This is a genomic window from Pseudomonas sp. R3-41, assembly GCF_054161485.1.
Map to the genome: position 1 here is coordinate 2414389 of NZ_CP096421.1, position 20320 is coordinate 2434708.

General features: G+C 62.2%; 20 protein-coding genes. 9 read left to right on the top strand and 11 right to left on the bottom strand.

What is annotated here, in order from left to right:
* Positions 1-16: 16 nt before the first annotated feature.
* The 3 genes from M1D99_RS10895 to M1D99_RS10905 form a co-directional block, all read right to left on the bottom strand.
* The gene (locus M1D99_RS10895; protein WP_458131762.1) at positions 17-898 is read right to left on the bottom strand and encodes an NmrA family NAD(P)-binding protein; all 882 of its coding nucleotides are present in this window, start codon (positions 896-898) and stop codon (positions 17-19) included.
* A 17-nt stretch (positions 899-915) separates the two neighbouring features.
* Positions 916-1599, bottom strand: coding sequence for an SOS response-associated peptidase family protein (locus M1D99_RS10900; RefSeq protein ID WP_458131763.1), 684 nt, complete (start codon positions 1597-1599; stop codon positions 916-918).
* A 1097-nt stretch (positions 1600-2696) separates the two neighbouring features.
* Entirely contained in the window at positions 2697-3653 is a 957-nt protein-coding gene (locus M1D99_RS10905; protein ID WP_186710701.1) for a LysR family transcriptional regulator, read from the bottom strand.
* A 100-nt stretch (positions 3654-3753) separates the two neighbouring features.
* Between M1D99_RS10905 and M1D99_RS10910 the strand changes: the two genes are divergently transcribed.
* Positions 3754-4614 carry an aldo/keto reductase family oxidoreductase gene (locus M1D99_RS10910; protein WP_458131764.1) on the top strand — a complete coding sequence of 287 codons (861 nt, stop codon included), beginning with the start codon at positions 3754-3756 and terminating at the stop codon, positions 4612-4614.
* Here M1D99_RS10910 and M1D99_RS10915 read toward each other — a convergent pair.
* Complete coding sequence (locus tag M1D99_RS10915; protein ID WP_434575222.1) at positions 4611-5393, bottom strand: MBL fold metallo-hydrolase; 783 nt, start codon at positions 5391-5393, stop codon at positions 4611-4613. The genes M1D99_RS10910 and M1D99_RS10915 overlap by 4 nt on opposite strands.
* 91 nt (positions 5394-5484) lie before the next feature.
* On the opposite strand from M1D99_RS10915, the gene M1D99_RS10920 reads away from it, so the two are divergent.
* Positions 5485-6453, top strand: a complete 969-nt coding sequence (locus M1D99_RS10920; protein WP_434575224.1) for a GlxA family transcriptional regulator — start codon at positions 5485-5487, stop codon at positions 6451-6453.
* A 6-nt stretch (positions 6454-6459) separates the two neighbouring features.
* Here M1D99_RS10920 and kefC read toward each other — a convergent pair whose 3' ends face one another.
* From kefC to M1D99_RS10940, 4 genes are all read right to left on the bottom strand, one after another.
* On the bottom strand, positions 6460-8286 hold the full coding sequence (gene kefC, locus M1D99_RS10925; RefSeq protein WP_434575226.1) for a glutathione-regulated potassium-efflux system protein KefC: 1827 nt from the start codon (positions 8284-8286) through the stop codon (positions 6460-6462).
* 1 nt (position 8287) lies between these two features.
* Positions 8288-8809: a glutathione-regulated potassium-efflux system oxidoreductase KefF gene (gene kefF, locus M1D99_RS10930; protein ID WP_458131765.1), complete on the bottom strand. Its 522-nt coding sequence runs from the start codon at positions 8807-8809 to the stop codon at positions 8288-8290.
* Positions 8810-8987: 178 nt separating this feature from the next.
* Entirely contained in the window at positions 8988-10334 is a 1347-nt protein-coding gene (locus tag M1D99_RS10935) for an ATP-binding protein (RefSeq protein ID WP_434575230.1), read from the bottom strand.
* A complete protein-coding gene (locus M1D99_RS10940) occupies positions 10331-11041 on the bottom strand; it encodes a response regulator (protein ID WP_186729669.1) in 711 nt (236 codons plus the stop codon). Before M1D99_RS10940 ends, M1D99_RS10935 begins: the two co-directional genes overlap by 4 nt.
* A gap of 339 nt (positions 11042-11380) precedes the next feature.
* On the opposite strand from M1D99_RS10940, the gene M1D99_RS10945 reads away from it, so the two are divergent.
* From M1D99_RS10945 to M1D99_RS10960, 4 genes are all read left to right on the top strand, one after another.
* A complete protein-coding gene (locus tag M1D99_RS10945; protein WP_434575234.1) occupies positions 11381-12169 on the top strand; it encodes an MlaA family lipoprotein in 789 nt (262 codons plus the stop codon).
* Positions 12162-12398 (top strand): hypothetical protein, encoded by a 237-nt coding sequence (locus M1D99_RS10950; protein WP_186710719.1) that lies wholly within the window; start codon positions 12162-12164, stop codon positions 12396-12398. The genes M1D99_RS10945 and M1D99_RS10950 overlap by 8 nt, the downstream gene beginning before the upstream one ends.
* Positions 12399-12550: 152 nt before the next feature.
* On the top strand, positions 12551-13852 hold the full coding sequence (locus tag M1D99_RS10955) for an Nramp family divalent metal transporter (RefSeq protein WP_186710723.1): 1302 nt from the start codon (positions 12551-12553) through the stop codon (positions 13850-13852).
* A gap of 69 nt (positions 13853-13921) precedes the next feature.
* On the top strand, positions 13922-14401 hold the full coding sequence (locus M1D99_RS10960) for a VOC family protein (protein ID WP_458131766.1): 480 nt from the start codon (positions 13922-13924) through the stop codon (positions 14399-14401).
* A gap of 219 nt (positions 14402-14620) precedes the next feature.
* Here the strand turns inward: M1D99_RS10960 and M1D99_RS10965 are convergent, their stop codons facing one another.
* Positions 14621-15022, bottom strand: coding sequence for a RidA family protein (locus M1D99_RS10965; RefSeq protein WP_434575239.1), 402 nt, complete (start codon positions 15020-15022; stop codon positions 14621-14623).
* A gap of 129 nt (positions 15023-15151) precedes the next feature.
* Between M1D99_RS10965 and M1D99_RS10970 the strand changes: the two genes are divergently transcribed.
* Together M1D99_RS10970 and M1D99_RS10975 are read left to right on the top strand one after the other, a co-directional pair.
* Positions 15152-16078, top strand: coding sequence for a LysR family transcriptional regulator (locus M1D99_RS10970; protein WP_434575241.1), 927 nt, complete (start codon positions 15152-15154; stop codon positions 16076-16078).
* Between the two features lie 33 nt (positions 16079-16111).
* Complete coding sequence (locus M1D99_RS10975) at positions 16112-16504, top strand: GFA family protein (protein WP_186729672.1); 393 nt, start codon at positions 16112-16114, stop codon at positions 16502-16504.
* 466 nt (positions 16505-16970) lie between these two features.
* On the opposite strand, the gene M1D99_RS10980 is transcribed toward M1D99_RS10975, so the two are convergent.
* Together M1D99_RS10980 and M1D99_RS10985 are read right to left on the bottom strand one after the other, a co-directional pair.
* On the bottom strand, positions 16971-17924 hold the full coding sequence (locus tag M1D99_RS10980) for an alpha/beta fold hydrolase (RefSeq protein ID WP_186729673.1): 954 nt from the start codon (positions 17922-17924) through the stop codon (positions 16971-16973).
* A gap of 633 nt (positions 17925-18557) precedes the next feature.
* On the bottom strand, positions 18558-19358 hold the full coding sequence (locus M1D99_RS10985; RefSeq protein WP_458131767.1) for a hypothetical protein: 801 nt from the start codon (positions 19356-19358) through the stop codon (positions 18558-18560).
* A gap of 204 nt (positions 19359-19562) precedes the next feature.
* Here M1D99_RS10985 and M1D99_RS10990 point away from each other — a divergent pair, with 204 nt between their 5' ends.
* The gene (locus tag M1D99_RS10990; RefSeq protein WP_434575246.1) at positions 19563-20309 is read left to right on the top strand and encodes a substrate-binding periplasmic protein; all 747 of its coding nucleotides are present in this window, start codon (positions 19563-19565) and stop codon (positions 20307-20309) included.
* The last annotated feature ends 11 nt before the right edge of the window (positions 20310-20320 follow it).

Consider the following 20320-nt stretch of genomic DNA (forward strand, 5'->3'; position numbering starts at 1 on the left):
CCGTTCCTGCATTCCTTTAGCCGTGCGTTTCCAGGCCATGATTTTGCACCAGCGCCTGGATGTAGGCCTCCAGCGTCGTGGTGCCGTGCAGGGCCGCGTCGTCGCCCACCTCGAAGCCGCTGTCGAGGCTGACGGCGCTCATGCGCGCATAGGATTGCGCCGCAGCGGGGCTGAAGCCGAGGCTCCGGAAATGGCTTTCCCATTGGTCCCTGGGGATCACCTGGACCTCGACCGGCCGGCCGAGTGCCTGGGTAAACGCCTGTGCCACATCGTTGGGCGAATACAGGCGAGGCCCTTGCACATGACGCACGCCAACGTCGTCAATCGGCGAAAGCAAGCGCGCGGCGGCGACCTCGCCCAAGTCCCGGGGCGCCGCCATGGGAAACGCCAGGTCGGCGGGAAACAGCGTGGGCAGCTTGCCGGTCTCGCGGACGGTGTCGAGCAGGTTGTCCCAGTTACTCATGTAGTAAGCTCCGCGATTGATCGCCGCCGGGATCGACTGGTTGCGCACGCCTTCTTCCAGTTCCCACAAGACGCTGAGATCGCCGATGCGCTCACCGGGCTGGGCGCCGGCGGTGGATTGCACGACGATTTTCTCCAGCCCCGAGCCGTCGAGGGCCGCGAGGATGTTGGCGACCGTACGCCGTTCCACCGCGTCGGTATCGGTACTGGGTGCGGCGGGCGGGTTGAGAATGAAGGCCCTGCGCCCGAGCCGAAAGGCGGCACGCAATGACTCGACATTTTCAGCATCGGCTTCGACGATTTGAGCGCCCCTGGCGTGCCATTCAGCGGCGTGGCTGGCATCGCGGGTCATGACCATCACGGCATGCCCTGGGGCCAGCAAGGCCCGGACCGTGGCCGATCCAACGTGGCCCGTGGCGCCCATGATCACGTACATGGCTTCATCTCCTGGAATCAAAGGCCGCCCTGGGCCGGACGTTGGCTGGTTTGCGCCGGTTCAAGGGGCGGTTGCGTGCCGTTCAGGCGTGCGACCAGTTGTTGTGCCTGTTCCCATCCCAGATCGGGCTCCAGCCAGTCGAGAGCGTCGTCGGCGCTGAAGGCCAGGACTCGTTGTTGCTGGTTGGCGATGTCGCCATAGGTCACCAGGGCCAGGCCGTCACAGCCAAACGAGGTCTCACTGGCCTGGGCCAGAGCGGCCAGGAAGATCGGCGCCGATTGCCGAGCGGTCAGGTAGGCGAGGCGTGGCGCCTGGGACGGCGAGGCGGGTGCTTGCGACTCATACCAGCCCTCCACGGCGACCAGCACGCGGCCTTCATGCTTGATGGGATCGAATACCTTGGAACGCATGACCAGGTGCAAGGGCAGGTGCGTCAGCGGGGGCATGGTTCCCACCGACCAGATCGGCGACCAGCCCCAGCGAACCTTGATGCATTCCAAGTGCCCGCCGCGACGGCGAATGGCGCTGACCTGCATGTTGGGCTTGACCAGGCTGTGCTGCTCCTGGGCCTTGGGCGGCGTTGTCTCGTACAGGTCCAGGGGCGTGACGGATGTACCGAAACGGCTGCCGGAGGTGTCTCGCTGGGCGAAATATGCCAGGGAATCTTTTGAAGAAACATGTTGAACCAGACCGTCACACATAGCGAAAACTCCGGCAGTGAAACGCGAAGAAGCCTTGATGTACCCGCCGTTCAAACCGTGGTTGCCGTGGCTTTCAGCGGTGTCATGTAGGTCCGAACCCGTGGCGAAATGCTTGGTTCGAAAATCCTTGCGGCGGGGAGACGAGCGGGCAATTGGGGTGGATGCACTGACGCCATCGCGAGCAGGCTCGCTCCCACAGTGGAATGGTGGTGGGTCAGGATTTTCAGCTACACCGCCAAGCCCCCGGTGGGAGCGAGCCTGCTCGCGAAAGCGGTGGATCAGCTTGCATCAATGCTGAATGTGCCGGCGCCTTCGCGAGCAAGCCCGCTCCCACAATGGAGTTGTGGTGGGTCAGGATTTTCAGCTACACCGCCAAGCCCTTGTGGGAGCGAGCCTGCTCGCGAAAGCGGTGGATCAGCTTGCATCAATGCTGAATGTGCCGGCGCCTTCGCGAGCAAGCCCGCTCCCACAATGGAGTTGTGGTGGGTCAGGATTTTCAGCTACACCGCCAAGCCCCCTGTGGGAGCGAGCCTGCTCGCGAAAGCGGTGGATCAGCTTGCATCAATGCTGAATGTACCGCCGCCTTCGCGAGCAGGCTCGCTCCCACAATGGAGTTGTGGTGGGTCAGGATTTTCAGCTACACCGCCAAGCCCCCTGTGGGAGCGAGCCTGCTCGCGAAAGCGGTGGATCAGCTTGCATCAATGCTGAATGTGCCGGCGCCTTCGCGAGCAAGCCCGCTCCCACAATGGAGTTGTGGTGGGTCAGGATTTTCAGCTACACCGCCAAGCCCCTGTGGGAGCGAGCCTGCTCGCGAAAGCGGTGGATCAGCTTGCATCAATGCTGAATGTGCCGGCGCCTTCGCGAGCAGGCTCGCTCCCACAATGGAGTTGTGGTGGGTCAGGATTCTCAGCTACACCGCCAAGCCCCTGTGGGAGCGAGCCTGCTCGCGAAAGCGGTGGATCAGCTTGCATCAATGCTGAATGTGCCGCCGCCATCGCGAGCAGGCTCGCTCCCACAATGGAGTTGTGGTGGGTCAGGATTCTCAGTTACACCGCCAAGCCCCCGGTGGGAGCGAGCCTGCTCGCGAAAGCGGTGGATCAGCTTGCATCAATGCTGAATGTGCCGCCGCCTTCGCGAGCAGCAGGCTCGCTCCCACGGCGTTGTGCATGGATGAAGTCTATAAACGCCCTCAACGGCGAAGGCAAGTAGCGCCGCCCGGGGTAGTAGAGGAACGGCCCGGTGAAGCGTTGCCACCAGGGTTCGAGCACCGGTTCGAGGGCGCCGCTGTCCAGGTGGGGCCGTAGCCAGTCCTCGAACAGGTGGACAATGCCCAGCCCATCCACCGCCGCCTGCACCGCCAGGTCCATGGCGCCGCCGATGCGCACGATCAACGGGCCGCTCGGGTCGACGCTCACGGTTTCGCCGTCACGTTCGTATTCCCACAAGGGCAAGGCGCCGCTGGGAAACTTGCCCGTCAGGCAGGCGTGCCCCAGCAGGTCCCGTGGATGTTCGGGGCGGCCCCGGGCGTCGAGGTACGCCGGGGCCGCGGCCGTGGCGAAGCGCTGGAACCGCGGGCCGATGGGGATGGCGATCATGTCTTGCTCCAGGCGTTCGTCGTAGCGAATGCCGGCGTCACAGCCAGCGGCCAGCATGTCGACGAAACTCTCTTCGGTGACCACTTCCAGGCGGATGTCGGGGTAGCTTTTCAGGAACGGCGTGATAATCGCCGGCAACACCAGCCGGGCAGCGCTGACGGGCACGTTCAGCCTGAGGGTGCCCGAAGGGCGGTCGCGAAAATCGTTGACCACGTCCATCGCCGCCTCGACTTCGCCCAGGGCCGGCACGATGCGCTCCATCAACCGGGCGCCGGCCTCGGTCGGCACCACGCTGCGGGTGGTGCGGTTGAGCAGGCGCACGCCGAGCCGGCTTTCCATCCGCCGTACGGCATCGCTGAGGCTCGACGCGGACTTGCCGCTCAACCGCGCGCCTTCACGAAAGCCCTTCGCATTGACCACCGCCACGAAGGCCAGCAAGTCTTGAATATCCGTCGCCATTGTTCTCTCCACCGTACAACCCGTGCTGATTGCACCTGATTATCACGGGAATGGTCAACGCCTATAGTCGGCCCACTCACATCGATCCGAGGGCTACGAGATGAACATTGCAGGCAAGGCGGGCAACTTTTTATTGGGCGAGCGCACGGTCAATCGCATGGGCTATGGCGCGATGCAGTTGGCGGGGCCCCAGGTCTTCGGCCCGCCGAAAGACCCGGCTGCCGCCGTCGCCGTGCTGCGCGAAGCGTTGGCGAGCGGGGTCAACCACATCGACACCGCCGATTTCTATGGGCCCCATGTCACCAACCAGCTGATCCGTGAAGCGCTGCACCCTTACGCTCAGGACTTGGTCATCGTGACCAAGGTCGGCGCCGTGCGCGGTGCCGACGCGTCCTGGAACCCGGCCCACAGCCCCGCCGAATTGACCCGTGCGGTCCACGATAATCTGCGCAACCTCGACGTGGAGGTCCTGGACGTGGTCAACCTGCGGGTGTGGGGCGATCTGCATTCGCCCACCGAAGACTCCATCGAGGCATCCTTCACGGCACTGGCCGAGCTGCAGCGCCAAGGCCTGATCCGCCACTTGGGCCTGAGCAACGTCACAGCCGCACAGGTCAGGGAGGCCCAGGGCATTGCGAAAGTGGTCTGCGTGCAGAACCACTACAACCTGACCCATCGCGACGATGAACAACTCATCGCCGACTTGGGCCAGCAGGGCATCGCCTATGTGCCATTCTTCCCGCTGGGTGGGTTTACGCCACTGCAATCGGAAACCCTGTCCAGCGTGGCGGCGCGCTTGCAGGCGTCACCGCTGTGCGTGGCCCTGTCGTGGTTGCTGCAACGCGCGCCGAATATCCTGTTGATTCCCGGCACATCGTCCGTGGCGCACCTGCGGGAAAACCTCTCGGCGAGTGCGCTGACGATTCCTGCGCAACTGCTCGCCGAGCTGGATGCAATCTAGGCCGCCTGGAACACCAACGTCTCGCCATCCTCCGGTATCAACAACCGGCTTGCGACACCGGCCAGTGCGGCAGCCTCGGCCAAGGCCTTGCGGGTCGTCGGGCAGTGGCTGATCGCTTCCAGGTGATTGGCCACCACGGTCCCTCGGCTCAGGCGGGTGAATTCCAGCGTCTCGTCGATGCCCATGATGATGTCGCCGCCGATATCGAACCGTGCCCCGCCTGCCGGCACCACGCTGACCTGCGGCTGGTGGCGCAAGACGAATTCGCGCACGGTGGGGGTGAGCACGGTGTCGCCGGTGAGGTAGACACTCGGTTCGCCGGGCAACTCGATCAGGTAGCCGACCCCATGCTCCATCAACTTGCCCACCAGGCCCAGCCCATGGGTGCATCTCACAGAGCGAATGGTGCCACCCAGGAAGGGGTTGGGCTGGTCATGTGCCTGGGCAAGTGGCTGGACGTTCAAGCCACGCTTGGCCAGGTACGGGGCGTCATGGGGTGTGCAGATGACGGGGATCTGTCTTTCCCTCAGCCAGCGCTTGGCCGCGCGGTCCAGATGATCGAAATGGCCTTTCTGGCAGTGGGTGATCAGGCAGTGCGTGACCGTCTCCAGGTCCTTCGCTGTTGACGCCGGAAGCGCCACCAGCGGATTGCGCTGGTTGGCACCAAACAGTCGAAGCGGCGGCAGCGTGCCCTTGTCCGCCAGCATTGGGTCGACGAGCACGCGATACGGGCCGAATTCAAGAAGGATGGTGGCGTTACGGATCTGCTGGATGTTCATGAGGCGTTCCTGTGGGGCGAGCGCTTCATGGTGCCGATTAGGTCCCGTGTGCATAATGGCCGGATCTGACATCTTTGATTCGTTTCATGCCATGACCCAAAAACTCCGCATCGGTCTGCTCCTGTTTCCCGGCTGCATGCCTGCCGGCCTGTTCGCCTTTGCCGATCTGCTGCACGCCGCCAACCGCAGGCGAGGGCGGGCGCTGTTCGAGGCACGCTACATCGCGTTGCAGGCCGGGCCGGTGGTGTGCGCCCATGGCGTGACCCTGCACGCGGAAGCGGCCCTGGAAAACGCCGGGCTGGATGCGGTCCTGGTTCCCGGTTTCTGGGCCGAATCGGCCGAGCAGGTGAATGCCGTCCTGACCGAGCAGACAGCCCTTTTGAGCGCGTTGTCGAAGCAAGCCCGAGCACTGCAGCTCTGGTCCTATTGCACCGGTGTCTGCCTGCTGGCCGCCAGCGGTCGATTGGACGGGCAGGGCGCGACGGTGACCTGGTGGCTGGCGCAAGCGATGCAACAGCAATACCGAAAGGTTCATTGGCAAAGCGAACAGAACTGCGTGTTCAACGCGCGCACGGCGACCGCGTCCGGGGTGAACGGCTACCTGCCCATCGCCGAACAACTCATCGAGCGCAGCGTCAGCAGCGACGTCCTGCGCGACATCACCCGGCTCATGGTGCTACCGCGCCCGGCCATTCCCCATGCGGCGTTCCAGGGCAGCACGCTGATCGAGCAACCCAGCGGATGGTTGCGGCAGTTGCATGGGTTGATCGAGCAGATGCCGGCCGAGGGGATCACCGTGCAGGCCCTGGCAAGCGCGCTGGCGGTGTCCGAGCGCACCTTGGCGCGCAAGGTCAGCCGTGAAACGGGGCAGGCCGTCGCGGCCTACGCCCGGCGCATCAAGTTGAACCAGGTCAGCGAGCGCCTGACGTTGACCTCGCTGCCCCTGGCCAGCATCGGCGCCGAGCTGGGTTTCAGCAGCAGCTCCAACTTGCAGCGCATGTTCAAGGCGCTGACCGGGCTGACGCCGATGGCATACCGACGCAAGTTCGGGCGTGTGTGACGTCGGTCAGCCCGGCGTCTTGTCGGTTTCGTTGCGATGGTGTTCCGGCCAGTTGTCCACGGGGTGGGCACGGTCCTCGTTGAACATCTCCGTGAGCAGCGCGTTGGCGCGGCGGTAGGCGTCATGCCGGAACTTGAGGTCGTCTTCCGGCTGGGCGACGATTTCCTCCAGCATCTTGAGGTTCAATCGGCGGAACTGATCCGCGCGCTCACGCGCTTCGTAAGCCCCGACGCCCATGCGCTCCAGCGCGCTGCGACCTAAGGACAGCGCGCTCTCGAAGGTCTCCCGCTCGGCCGCCTCCACGCCCATCTGCCGCAGGATGATGAGGTGGCCCATGTCCCGCGCCCGTACGATCAACTGCAGCGCCGGGAAATGTTCCTGGGCCAGTCGGGTCAGCGTCAGGTTGTCTTCCTGGTTGTCGATGGCGTTGATCAAGACCACCGCTTGGGCCGCGCCGGCTGCGTGCAGCAAGTCGAGGCGCGTGGCATCGCCATAAAAGACTTTCACGCCGAATTTGCGCAGCGTCTCGATGTTGTCAGGGTCGTGGTCCAGAACCACCACGTCGACGCCGCAGGACATCAGCAGGCGTCCGGCGATCTGCCCGAAGCGGCCGAAGCCAGCGATGATCACGCGGGGATTCTGCTGGTCGACGAGGTCGGATTCGCGCTTGTTTTTCTGGGTGACGGACTCGAAGCGATCCAGCAGCAGGATCAGCAGAGGCGTCAGGCACATGGACAACGCCACCGCCAGGGTCAGGCTCTTGCCCCATTGGTCGGTCAGGATCCCGGCCAGCGTCGCGGCACCGAACACCACGAAGGCGAATTCGCTGCCCTGGCCCAGCAACACCGCTTGCCAGGAACGCTGGCCGGCAGGGACATTCAAGAAGCGGCTGATGGTCTTGATCACCAGCAACTTGATCAGGATGAAACCCAGGGTCAGGGTGATGACTTTCAGCGGTGCGTTGATCAACGTGCCGAAATCGATCGACATGCCGACGCCGATGAAAAACAGACCCAGCAGCAGGCCCTTGAACGGCTCGATGTCGCTTTCCAGGGCATGGCGGTATTCGGAACTGGCCAGCAGCACGCCGGCGAGGAATGCGCCCATGGCCATCGACAAGCCGGCTTCCTCCAGCAGGAAGCCGAAGCCGAACACCAGGAAAAGTGCGACGGCGCTGAAAATCTCGCGCAAGCCTGAGCGTGCGGCGAAGCGCAGCAGCGGTCGCGTCACGTAGCGCCCCAGCAGTACGACGATGGCGATGGCGGCGACGATTTTGCCAATCGACAGCAACAATGCGGTGCCCGATGGCGTGTCGCCGTGGGCCGACAACAACGGGATCATCGCCACCAGCGGAATGGCCGCGATGTCCTGGAACAGCAGCACGGCAAAGCTGCTGCGGCCGACGGCGGTGGCGGTCAGGTTGCGTTCGCTCATGGCCTGCATGGCGATGGCCGTGGAGGACAGGCTCAGGGTCAGGCCAACCAGCAGCGCCGCCGTCCAGTTCAGGCCCAGGGCCGCGCAGAACGTTGCGATCGCGCCGCCGCAGGCGAGCATCTGCAAGGCGCCGCCGCCGAAGACCATCCGGCGCAGGGCCCAGAGCCGCTTGGGATCGAGTTCAAGGCCGATGATGAACAGCATCAGCACCACGCCGATTTCAGCGAACTCCAGGATCGCCTTTACATCGGTAATCAGCTTCAGCCCCCACGGGCCGATGATGCACCCGGCCAGCAGGTAACCCAGCACCGGGCCCAGGCCGAACCGAACGGCAATCGGTACGATCAGCGTCGCCGAGGCCAGGTAGATCAGCATTTCAATCAGGCTGTGCGTCTCCATCTCAATCTTCCTTCCAGGCGGCCAGGCGTTCGCCGTAATGTTCGATTTGGGCGCGTTGGGCCTCGGAGTCGGCGGCATACGCGCCATGCACGGCAACGGGTTCCAGCCAGCGCATGCCGCAATAAATGGCCGTGGCGTGGAGGGGTTGGGCCAACGCCGAAAAACCCGGGTAGGCGCCGATCTGGAAATGATCCTGTTCGCCACCCGTGGTCACGGCCCACAGCAACCGCTTGTCCTTGAGCACCGTGGCGCCTTTGCCATAGGCCCAGCCGTGGGTGAAGACTTTATCGATCCACAGTTTCAGCAGCGGCGGGGCGCTGTACCAGTACATCGGGTGCTGGAGGACGACCAGCTCCGCTTGTTCCACTGCGCGTTGTTCCGCTTCGACATCGATATCGAAGTTGGGATAAAGCGCATACAGCGAACGTATGACCACGTCCGGATTGCTGGATACTCGCTTGAGCATCTGCTGGTTGACCCGCGATTTGTCGGGGTAGGGGTGCGCATAAATGATAAGAATCATCGGTGAATTCCTTGGTTTGGCTCCGTCGATTCTTGTCTGTCGTGAGCGCGAGCGATGGCACATGGAGCCGAGCGATACAAACAAGAGCGCCTTCCCAGGCAGGGCCAGGCCGGAAAGGCCCGACATCCTACCGAGGAAGGCGCTGATTGTTTAGCGCGGATCGATGCATCGGGACACTTCAGCCAAGCGGCAGCGAGACCCTGGCCTCCAACCCGCCACCCTTGCGATTCCTCAGGGTCAGTGTCCCGCCATGCTCCAGTACCGTCGCCCGGGCCGCCGACAGGCCCAGCCCGACGCCGCCGGTGTGCTTGTTGCGCGAGCCTTCGATGCGAAAGAACGGCGTGAAGACCTGCTCAAGGTGTTGGGCATCGATGCCCGGCCCACGGTCGAGGATGCGAATGTCCACCCGGTGGGCGTCGGCTTGGAGCCGAACCGTCGGCTCGCCGCCATACTTGATCGCGTTGTCGATCAGGTTGACCAAGGCACGCTTGATGCCGATGGGCCGGCCGACGTACACGAAGCGCTGGGCGCCTTCGAATGCGACCTCGGTGCCGGCGTCCTTGAGGTCATCGACGATGGTGTGCAGCAGTTCGGCCAGGTCGAACGCGGTGGCATGTTCCAGCCGGGCATCGTCGCGGAAAAACTCCAGGGCGGAATTGACCATCGCCTGCATTTCATCCACGTCCCGGAACAGGCGCGATTGCTGTTCGGCATCCTCGATGAACTCCCCGCGCAGGCGCATGCGGGTCAACGGTGCGCGCAGGTCATGGGAGATGGCCGCGAGCATCTGCGTGCGGTCCTGCAGGAAGTGCTTGAGCTGGGCCTGCATGGCGTTGAACGCGAGGATCGCCTGGCGGATTTCGTGGGGGCCGATGACCGGAATCGGCGGCGCCTGATGGTCGACGCCAAAGCGCCGCGCACCTTCGGCAAAGCGTTCCAGCGGTGCGGCCAAGTGCCGGGTGGCGATCAGCGCGACGATAAACGTCGAGAGCAGGATCAGCGCGATGATGATCAGGTTGCGCGCCCATTCGCCCAGCCCCCAACTGCGCGACGGCACGGAGAAAATCACCCAGGAATGGTCGGCCAGTTCGATGATCACCGCGTAGCGCGCATCCGCTTGGTTGGCCGGCCAGTCGGCCGGTTCGTAGGCTTCGATCCTGGCGTCCGGTCGGCCCAATTGCTGGCGCAGGAGCGCCGAGCCTTCGCTGAATTCCGGGTCATCGATCACCGGTAGCCGGGCATCCTCATGGCGTTGTAGCCATTGCGCGTTGAATGCCTGGTTGCTAGCGGCCTTGGCAATCGCCGGCCGTTGTTCAGCGGCGACGGAGTCGATGATGCGGGTGATGGTGGCGGCCCTTTCCATCAGGCCGGTTTCCATCAGGGGAGGGCGCGCCCAGGCACCGGCCAGCAGGCTGAACAGCTCGTTGAGGGCGAGCAGGGTCAGCATGGCGATCATGGTGGTCAGGGCGATCCAGCGCGCCACCGTGTCCCTTGGTCGATGAATGCCTGGGCGCGAGCGCTTCATCGCTTCACCACGTGGGGGCTGAACAGATAGCCGCTGTTACGCACGGTGCGAATCATCGAGGCGCCGGGGATGTCGGTTTCCAACTTGCGTCGCAGGCGGCTGACCTGGACGTCGATGCTGCGATCGAACGCCTCGAAGGTTTCCCCACGGGCCAGGTCCAGCAACTGCTGGCGCGTCAGCACCCGGCGCGGGTGTTCGGCAAACACCAGCAGCAATTCGAACTCGCCGCTGGACAGCGGGATCATGACCTTGTCCGGTGAGCGCAACTCGCGGCGGGTGACGTCCAGCTGCCAGTTTTCAAACTCCAGGATTGGCCGGGACGAGTCGTTCAGCGTGGCCCTGGCTTCACCGGTGCGCCGCAGCACGGCACGCACCCGGGCCAACAACTCCCGGGCGTCGAACGGCTTGGTCAGGTAATCGTCCGCTCCCAGCTCCAGGCCGACGACGCGGTCGCTCAATTCACCCATGGCGGTGAGCATGATGATGCCGACCGTGTGCTCGGCCCGCAGCCGTTGGCACAGCACCAGGCCGTTGTCCCCCGGCAACATGACGTCGAGGATGATCAGGTCCGGCACTTGGCGTTCCACCGCTTGCCACAGGGCATTGCCGTCGGCGGCCACGTCCACGCTATAGCCATGTTGTTCGAGGAATTTGCGCAAGAGGGCGAGGACTTCGAGGTCATCGTCCACCAGTAGTAAATGGCTCACGGTGGGCACGCAGGGTAATGAATACAGGGGGAATACTAGGGTCAATCCAGGGCCTGCGTCATATATTTCAACCCGGAAACAAAGTTGCCGGCGGGCAATATTGTGGAAATCTGTGGGCAAAAAAACGGCGGCAGGATGGCCTTGATGTCGGTCAGTTGAACAGCCAGCCAACGCCGAACCCGTGGCGAGGGAGCTTGCTCCCGCTTGAGTGCGAAGCGCTCATCGCTTTTTAGGGCCGCTTCGCGCCCCAGCGGGAGCAAGCTCCCTCGCCACAGAGGGTGGTGTTTGGCTTTTTGACCGGCCTATGCAGCATCCCAATCCTCGCCGAGATCATCCCGTATGCCGATCACCAAGCCCGTTCCGTTGTTCGTTCGCTCCACCGTCGTGGTTGTATTGGCGGCACTCGCCAGTGGTTGCTCCAGCACGCCAGCCGCAAAACCAGGCTCGTGTGAAAGCGCGACCTACACCGTTTACGATCCCGCCGAACCCGTCAACCGTGGCATCTTCGCCTTCAACCGAACCGTGGATGACTACGCACTGGCACCGGTGGCCCGTGGTTATCGCAAGCTGCCGGAGATGTTCCAGGCCGGGGTGCATAACTTCGTGGCGAACTTCGGCGAGCCCAAGGTGTTCATCAACGACTTGCTGCAAGGCAATGCCCAGCGCTCGGTCAACACACTGGGCCGTTTCGTCATCAACTCCACGGCGGGCATCGTCGGGCTGATCGACGTGTCGGGCAAACTGGGCATCGAGCGCCACAAGGCCGACTTCGGCCAGACCTTCGGCGTCTGGAACCTCGCCCCTGGGCCCATCCTGGAACTGCCACTGCTGGGCAGCGCCAACCTGCGGGATGCGACGGGTAAAGTGCTGAGCTTTGCCGTCGACCCGTTCGGCGACAACAGCAGCACGGTCGAGACCCTGGGCACGATCAACACCGTCGGCGGCATTGTCGATGGCCGTGCCGAGGCGTTGCCAACCACCGATCAATTGCAGACCGAAGCGGACTACTACGCGGCCCTTCGCGATGCCACGGCGCAGCGGCGTGCCGATCTTGTCGCCCAGGGCAAGTTGGGGTCGGTGGTGGAGGACAATCCGCAATGCCAGGAGGAAGGGGCCGCTGATGAGTAACGAGGCGCTGGTCTTGCATCGGCGAATGCGTTTGCTTCAGCCGGATGCATTGCATTGCCGTGAGGTGGAACTGCGGTTGGCCGAGGACGGTAGCCACGTGCTGCTCAACCATTATGTCGAGCTGTATCGCCATCAACGTCTCGGTTGGTGCGCCCTACGGCAACATCGGGTGCCGTTGGCGGCGATAGTGCGCTGGATGATCGATAACGGCGAACAGATGAGGGGTTAGTGGCAATCTGCTGCTTAATACAACGGCATTTTGAGCGCAAATGCCGTGAAATATTTATACATAATTACGGATTAATTATGGTTGTACGACGTCGTATCTAATATGTTCGACTGTGGCCGTTTCTTACAAAAAAAATAAACGGAGATTCACCCATGACGAGCATTCCTACCGCTGAGGAACAAGCTGCGGCGCCCGTGCAAGGCCGTTTCGTACGCCTGCTGAAGCTTCTCGGCCCCGGCATCATCGCCGTTCTTTCCTGGCTGGGCGCCGGCGACCTCATCACGTCATCCGTGGCCGGCGCGAACTACGGCTACGCGATGATGTGGGTGCTGGCGGTCTCTCTGCTGCTGCGCTACCTGATCGTCAATATCATCGCGCGTTTCCAGCTCTGCAATAACCAGGGCATGACCATCCTGCAGGGGTATGCCCAGCTCAATCCGTTTTTCGCCTGGTTCCTGCTGGTGTATGCGCTGCTCATGGGGCACCTGATGAATGCCTACATGATCAAGGGGGCCGGTGAGGCCTTGGCCATGCTGCTCAAGATCGACTACCCGCTGCTGTGTTCGGTGGCGGTGGTATTGGCGGTGTGGATGCTCGTCGGGCGCAATATCTATTCGATGATCGAAGGCGTGATGAAAGGGCTGCTGGCGATCATGACGCTGGCGTTCCTGGCCCTGGCGGTGATGTCCGGCCCGGATGTCGCCGGCATCGTCAAAGGCACCATCGGCTTCAGCATTCCGCCCGATGAAGGCGTGCATGGCGCGCTGTTGGTGGCCGTCTCGGTGATCGGCGCAGTGGCCGGTTCCATCGCCAACTTCGTTCATCCGTATGTGATGCGCCAGAAGGGCTGGGTAGGACCTGAACATAAGCGTATCCAGCGCAACGACCTGCTGTTTGCGGTGTTTGTCGGGATCATCATCAACCTGGCCATCTGGATCGTCGGCGCGGAAATCCTGCGACCCAACGGCATCGAGGTCAAAACCCTGGGCGACCTGGGCAAGGCCCTGGAAATATTCTTTGGTCCGATCGGTTGGTACGTATTCTTCGTGGGTGTGTTCGCCACGCTGTTCGCCAGCATTTCGGGCAAGACCACGGCGTTCCCGATGCTCATCACCGACGCCTTCCAGCATGTGCGCCCCGAGCGCCGGGAGCGTTACGGCAAAGAGTTCCACCGTGACCCGATGCACAAATGGTTCATGCTGTTCATCCTGGTGACGCCACTGATCTGGTCGCTGCCGGGCATGCCGGACTTCGTCACGCTGACCATCGGCGTCAACGCGCTGAACATCGTCGGCTTGCCAGTGATTTCCCTGGGCCTTTTGATCATGTCCAACCAGAAGTCCTTGCTGGGCAAGGAATACCGCAACAACCTGTTCGAGAACATCGCGCTGGTGTTTGCCACAGGCCTGGCATTGTGGGTTGCGTTCCAGTTGGGAGTCGATCTGTTTACCTGAGGCCCGGCCATCTGCAACGTTCGGGGGGACTGCTAGACTTTACCGTCCAGTCCCTTTCGGAGAAGCGGAATGAACAATAAAAACAGGATCTGCCTCTGGTACGACGGCAACGCCGAGGAAGCTGCGCGGTTCTACGCAAAAACCTTTCCCGACAGCGCGGTGAACGCTGTCTACCATGCCCCAAGTGATTATCCGTCGGGCAAGGAGGGCGATGTGATCACCGTTGATTTCACGGTGATCGGTATTCCTTGCGTCGGCCTCAACGGCGGGCCGGTGTTCAAGCACAACGAGGCCTTTTCATTCCAGATTACAACTGAAGACCAGGCCGAAACGGACCGTTTGTGGAACGCCATCATCGACAACGGTGGCCAGGCAAGCGCTTGTGGCTGGTGCAAGGACAAGTGGGGTTTGTCGTGGCAGATCAGCCCGCGGGTGTTGCTTGAAGCGGTCGGCAGTCCTGACAAAGCCGCGGCCAAGCGGGCCTTCGAAGCGATGATGACCATGACCAAGATCGACATTGCCGCGATTGAAGCGGCGGTGAAAGGCTAGCCGGCGAATCACCGCCATCACTTTCCTGTGGGAGCGGGCTTGCTCGCGAAGGCGGTGGGTCAGTCAACCTCAATGCTGACTGATGCGACGCCTTCGCGAGCAAGCCCGCTCCCACAGTTGTGTTGCGGTGGCTTCGATTTCTCGGCCTGCCTAGGTCCCCCTGTGGGAGCGAGCCTGCTCGCGATGACGGCGGCACAGCCAACACCCATGCAAGCTGACCTACAGGGTGGCCTCAGGCACCCTGGCAATCACCTTGATCTCGAACTGAAAACCATACAGCCACGTCACCCCCACCGCCGTCAGTGTCGGATGCGGTGCGTTGCCCCAGAATTCGGGCACGACGCTCCAGACCCGTTCGAAGATCGACTCGGGATCGACCATGAACACCGTCACATCCACCACATCGTCGAAACTGCAATCGGCCGCGGCGAGGATCGCCTTCAGGTTGTTGAACGCCAGCCGGACCTGAGCCTCCAGGTCCGGCTCTGGCGAACCGTCGTCGGTGCTGCCGACTTGCCCGGAGACGAACAGGAAACCATTGGAACGAATCGCCGGCGAATAGCGATTGCGCTCATACAGTGCCTGGCGTCCAGGCGGAAAAACCACATCGCGCTGTGTCATGAATACCTCCATCAAAAAGTGGTTCCAAACGATGAACTCACTCTAGGGGCTTGTATCCGGGCGATAAACGAGCAACCTTGGCGCACACTGTTTGTGAATCCCAAACAATCGAACCATGCCGGGGCAGAAATGGACCGTTTTGATGCGATGCAAGCGTTCGTGCGAGTCGTGGAGGCGGGCAGCTTTACCAAGGCGGCAGAAACCCTGCACATGAGCAAGACCACCGTGACCCAAATGGTGCAGCAACTCGAGGCACGGTTGCGGGTCAAGCTGCTCAACCGCACCACACGCAAAGTCAATGTCACCGCCGACGGCGCGGCTTATTACGAGCGGGTGATCCGGTTGCTGGCCGACATGGACGATGCCGAGACCAGCGTGGCCGGCGCCCAGGCGTTACCTCGCGGGCGACTGCGGGTGGACGTGCCGAGTCCGCTGGCGGCGATGATCCTGATACCAGCCTTGCCGGCGTTCTACGCGCGTTACCCGGACATCCAGATCGACATGGGCGTCAGCGATCGCATCGTCGACATGCTTGATGAAAACGTCGATTGCGTGGTGCGCGGCGGTGAATTGCGGGATCAGTCGCTGATCGCCCGACGCGTTGGCGACCTGGCCCTTGGCGTCTTCGCCGCCCCGAGTTACCTGGCACGGTTTGGCCCGCCCGCGCACCCTCGCGAACTGGAAGACTCGCACCATCGCACCGTAGGTTTCCTCTGGGCTCGCACCGGCAAATCCTTGCCCTACGCCATGCGCCGTGACAGTGAGCTGCTTCACGTCAAAGGGCGCTACGCGTTGGCTATCGACGACGGCAACGCCTACCTCGCGGCCGGGCTGGCGGGGCTGGGCGTGCTCTGGCTGCCTCAGTACATGTCCAGGCCGCATGAAGCGCAGGGTGAGTTGGTGCCGCTGTTCGAAGACTGGCAGTTGGAGTCGATGCCGCTTTATCTGGCCTATCCCCCGAACCGGCATATCAGCGCCAAGTTGCGGGTGTTCATCGATTGGGTCGTGGAGCTGATGGCGCAGCATGCGCCTATTATTGATCGATCTGTTTCGTGAAATTTGGCTGTCCAGTTGTAGAGGAGATACACCATGGACCGATTCACCGGCGGTTGCCTGTGCGGCAACGTTCGACTTGAAGCCTCAGGACGCCCGTATCGTGTTGGTCTTTGTCACTGCCTCGATTGCCGCAAGCATCACGGGGCACTGTTCTACGCGGCTGCGGTGTTTCCCCAGGACGCGGTGACGATCGAGGGTGAAACCCGGGATTATGCCGGACGATTTTTTTGTCCTCGCTGTGGCTCGTCGCTGTTTGCCCGCTCGGGCGATGAGATCGAAGTGCACTTGGGGATTCTGGATAGCCCCGATCAACTGCTGCCCACCTACGAAAGCTGGACCGTGCGCCGTGAGTCGTGGTTGCCGGCGTTTGCGCTTACCCGATGTTATGAGCAGGATCGTGAGGGTACGGGGCGGTCTGAGGAATAGATGCAATGTGTTCCACCGCTATCGCGAGCAGGCTCGCTCCCACAGTTTGGTCTTGGGTGTACGCCAGCTCTGGATTCACAACCAACCCCCTGTGGGAGCGAGCCTGCTCGCGATAGCGGTAGGTCAGTCGCCTTCAATGCCGACTGATCCGACGCCTTCGCGAGCAAGCCCGCTCCCACAGTTTGATCTTGGGTGTACGCCAGTTCTGGACTCACAACCAAACCCCTGTGGGAGCGGGCTTGCTCGCGAAAGCGGTAGATCAGTCGATGAAGAAGTTGGATGTACTGCCGCCTTCGCGAGCAGGCTCGCTCCCACAGTTTGGTCTTGGGTGTACGCCAGTTCTGGATTCACAACCAACCCCCTGTGGGAGCGGGCTTGCTCGCGAAAGCGGTAGGTCAGTCGCCTTCAATGCCGACTGATCCGACGCCTTCGTGAGCAAGCCCGCTCCCACATGGCATCTGCGCTTTTATTCCTTGAGGAACGTCAGCAGATCCTGGTTCAACCGGTCCTTGTGGGTCTCGGTCAAGCCGTGCGGTGCGCCAGGGTAGACGATCAGTCGAGCGCCTTTGATCAGCGCCGCCGAGGCCCGGCCTGCTGCGTCGATCGGCACGATCTGATCGTCATCGCCATGGATGACCAAGGTCGGCACGTCGAACTTCTTCAAATCGCCGCGGAAATCTGTCGCCGAGAAGGCCGCGATCGAGTCATAGGTATTCTTGCTGCCACCCTGCATACCCTGCACCCAGAACGATTGGATCAGTCCCTGGGACGGCTTGGCGCCCTTGCGGTTGTAGCCGTAGAACGGGCCCGAGGCGATGTCCAGGTACAGCTGCGAGCGGTTCTCCAGGGACGCCTTGCGCAGGCCGTCGAACACTTCGATAGGCAAGCCACCAGGGTTGGTTTCTGTCTTGAGCATCAGCGGTGGCACCGAAGAAACCAGCACGGCTTTTTTCACCCGGGCGGTACCGTGGCGACCGATATACCGCGCCACTTCACCGCCCCCCGTCGAGAAGCCCACCAGCGTCACGTTCTTGAGGTCCAGTGCTTCAATCACCGCCGCCAGGTCGTCGGCGTAGTGGTCCATGTCGTTGCCTTCCCAAGGCTGGCTGGAGCGACCGTGACCGCGACGGTCGTGGGCAATCACCCGATAGCCTTTCGAGGCGAGGAACATCATCTGGCCTTCCCAGCTGTCGGAGTCCAGCGGCCAGCCGTGGCTGAACGTCACGACCTGGCCGTCGCGCGGGCCCCAGTCCTTGTAGTACAGCTGCACGCCATCCTGGGTGGTGATGTAGCTGGCGGATTGGACCACGCTGCCGACAGCAGACACGCTGGCAGCGGCCTGGACCGGCGAGGCGGCTTCGGCGTTGAGGGTGGCCAAGGCCAGGGTCGCGACAGCCAGGGTGCGGTTGAAGGTGTTCATCGTGTCTCTCTCCATAAGGTCGGTTTGATCTGCGGCGATCGTCATCGATCGCGTTGGTAGGCAGATTAGAGAGAGAGGCCGATGACGAGAACGGCGTGGGCATCGATAGCAACTATAGGAAAATCGGATAGCTGCGTTGCGCTTCGGTTGCCGTGACTCGTTCGTGGCGAGGGAGCTTGCTCCCGCTGGGTGGCGCAGCCGCCCCAAACGGAGCGACGCGAATCTTCCTGGTGTATTTCATTGGCCGATGTGCGACGGCTGCGCCGCCGAGCGGGAGCAAGCTCCCTCGCCACAATGTATTGTTCAAGCGCCCTGAAATCGCCCTCAACCAAACGAAGGCATCGGCCCCAACGAATTAATGATCCACACGACCACCGCTACGGCCGCCAGCACCGCGACCACGATGCTGATAAGCACCCATTTAAGAATTTTCAGCCCTTTCGACGGAGCCCCCGGCGCGAGGGGCTCCACCGGGAACGTCATCTCCCCGGCGCATCGCGGGCAAACAGCGGTGTCGTCAAGGAGGAGGTACCCGCAGTGTTCGCAGTTTGTCATGTCGTCACTTCAAGGCTCAAAGGAGGGTAGCCCTCTATGGGCTTGTAAAAGCGGCCAAAAACACCGGGCGCCAGTCGCTTAATATTTGTAGACGATGCCCAGCCTGCCCATGATCTCCAGGGCAGTGACCAGGCCCAGGCCATTCATGTGCAGGCAGGCGAAGGCTTGGTATTCATCGAAGTGCGTGCCGATGGCCAGCAACTTCAAATCATGGGTTTCCAGCTGCCCATTGAAGTAGTGCAGGAGCGCGCGTTCCCAATCGTCGGCGCGGTTGACCGCCTCGATGGTTTTACGCTCGGGCGTCGGAATTTCAATGTCCAGCTGCCGCAATGGGGCCAAGGCATTGACCGCATCGACGCCGCAGGACGACCATTCCTTCCATTCGAACCCGGCCAATTGATTGGTCTCGGTGAGCGCTGACTCGACTTGCGTCCAGGCCCAATCCCACTGCCCGGTAGGCGCCGGCAGGTTCTGAATGAGTACCTGTGCTTGAGCCTCGTCGAACAGGCTATCGAACAGGTCGGCCAGGGTATCGGCCAGGTCGGGCTGCGGCCCTTGCCCCTGGGTGTCCAGGTCGTGGCTCAAACGCTGCCACAGGCTGCCCAGCTCGTCCCAATCCTCGTCATCCATGTCATCCTCGATCACCTGGGCCTTATGGCCGCGCAGGTAATTGTCCAGCCGCGTCTTGCGCACACGCACGCTGCCTTCGGCAAGATCGACATCATAGCTGCGGTAATCCAGGTAGTTGGTCTGGAACACGATGCGGTCGGGAAACACTTCATGGGCAAGGCTTTCCTCCACATCGAAATACGCCGCGCCTTCGAAATCGCCATGGGCGCTGATGATGCGTTGCAACGACAAGGGATCGATTGGGTTCATGTGGGCTGGGTCACAAGGAGGAGGGCGAGAGGAGAGCGCCGGGTATCGGGTTCGCGCTGATCCTACACCAAGCTCCATTGGCTGCTAAGGGGCGGAATGTGGACTGCGTCAACTGCCGGGCAAGTGTTTGGGTCTATGCTTACCTTGCCTTCGTGAATCAGGCCCACCCATGCACGAACACCGAACGGTCCACAGGGAGTACGCGTGAGACATTCGATACCGGCTGCAGCGTTGTTTTGCCTATTGCTCGGCACGGTTGCCAGGGCCGAGCAGTATCAAATCGTCACCGAAGAATGGGCTCCGTACAACTACCAGGAAAACAACCGGCTCACCGGCATGATCACCGAAATCGTCCGGGCCATCATGGCGCTGACCGGGGATGATTTCGAGCTGTTGCTGCAGCCCAGCATGCGCGCCAGCCAGATACTCAAGCACCGCCCCAAGACCATCATGTACTCCATGTTTCGCACGCCGGAGCGCGAATCGCAGTTCAAATGGGTAGGGCCGATCGTGGAAGAGTCCATCCACCCTTATCAACTGGCCAATGCGCCTCCACTGGACACCCTGGAACAACTCCTTAACGCCCCGCAGATCACCACCCGCCACGCCGGCCTGGTACCTCAAAGACTGCAATCACTGGGCTTCAACAACCTGGACAAAAGCGCCACCGAGAGCAAGCTGCTCTACCGCATGCTGCTTGCCGGTCGCACCCAGATCATTGTTGGCGACACCGATGCGGGCGTGGCTTATTACAGCCGCCAACTGAACATCGCCCCGGGCACCCTGCGACGGATTCCTATCGAACTGTATCGCTCATCGCTGTACATCGCTTTCAGTCCCGACAGTGAGGATGAAGTGGTGGCGGCGTGGTCCCGGGCGTTGGAGCAGTTGCGGCGTTCGGGGGAATTGGAGCGGATTCAGCGGCGGTATGAGGGGGCGGTTGGGCAGTGAGGGAAATGGGG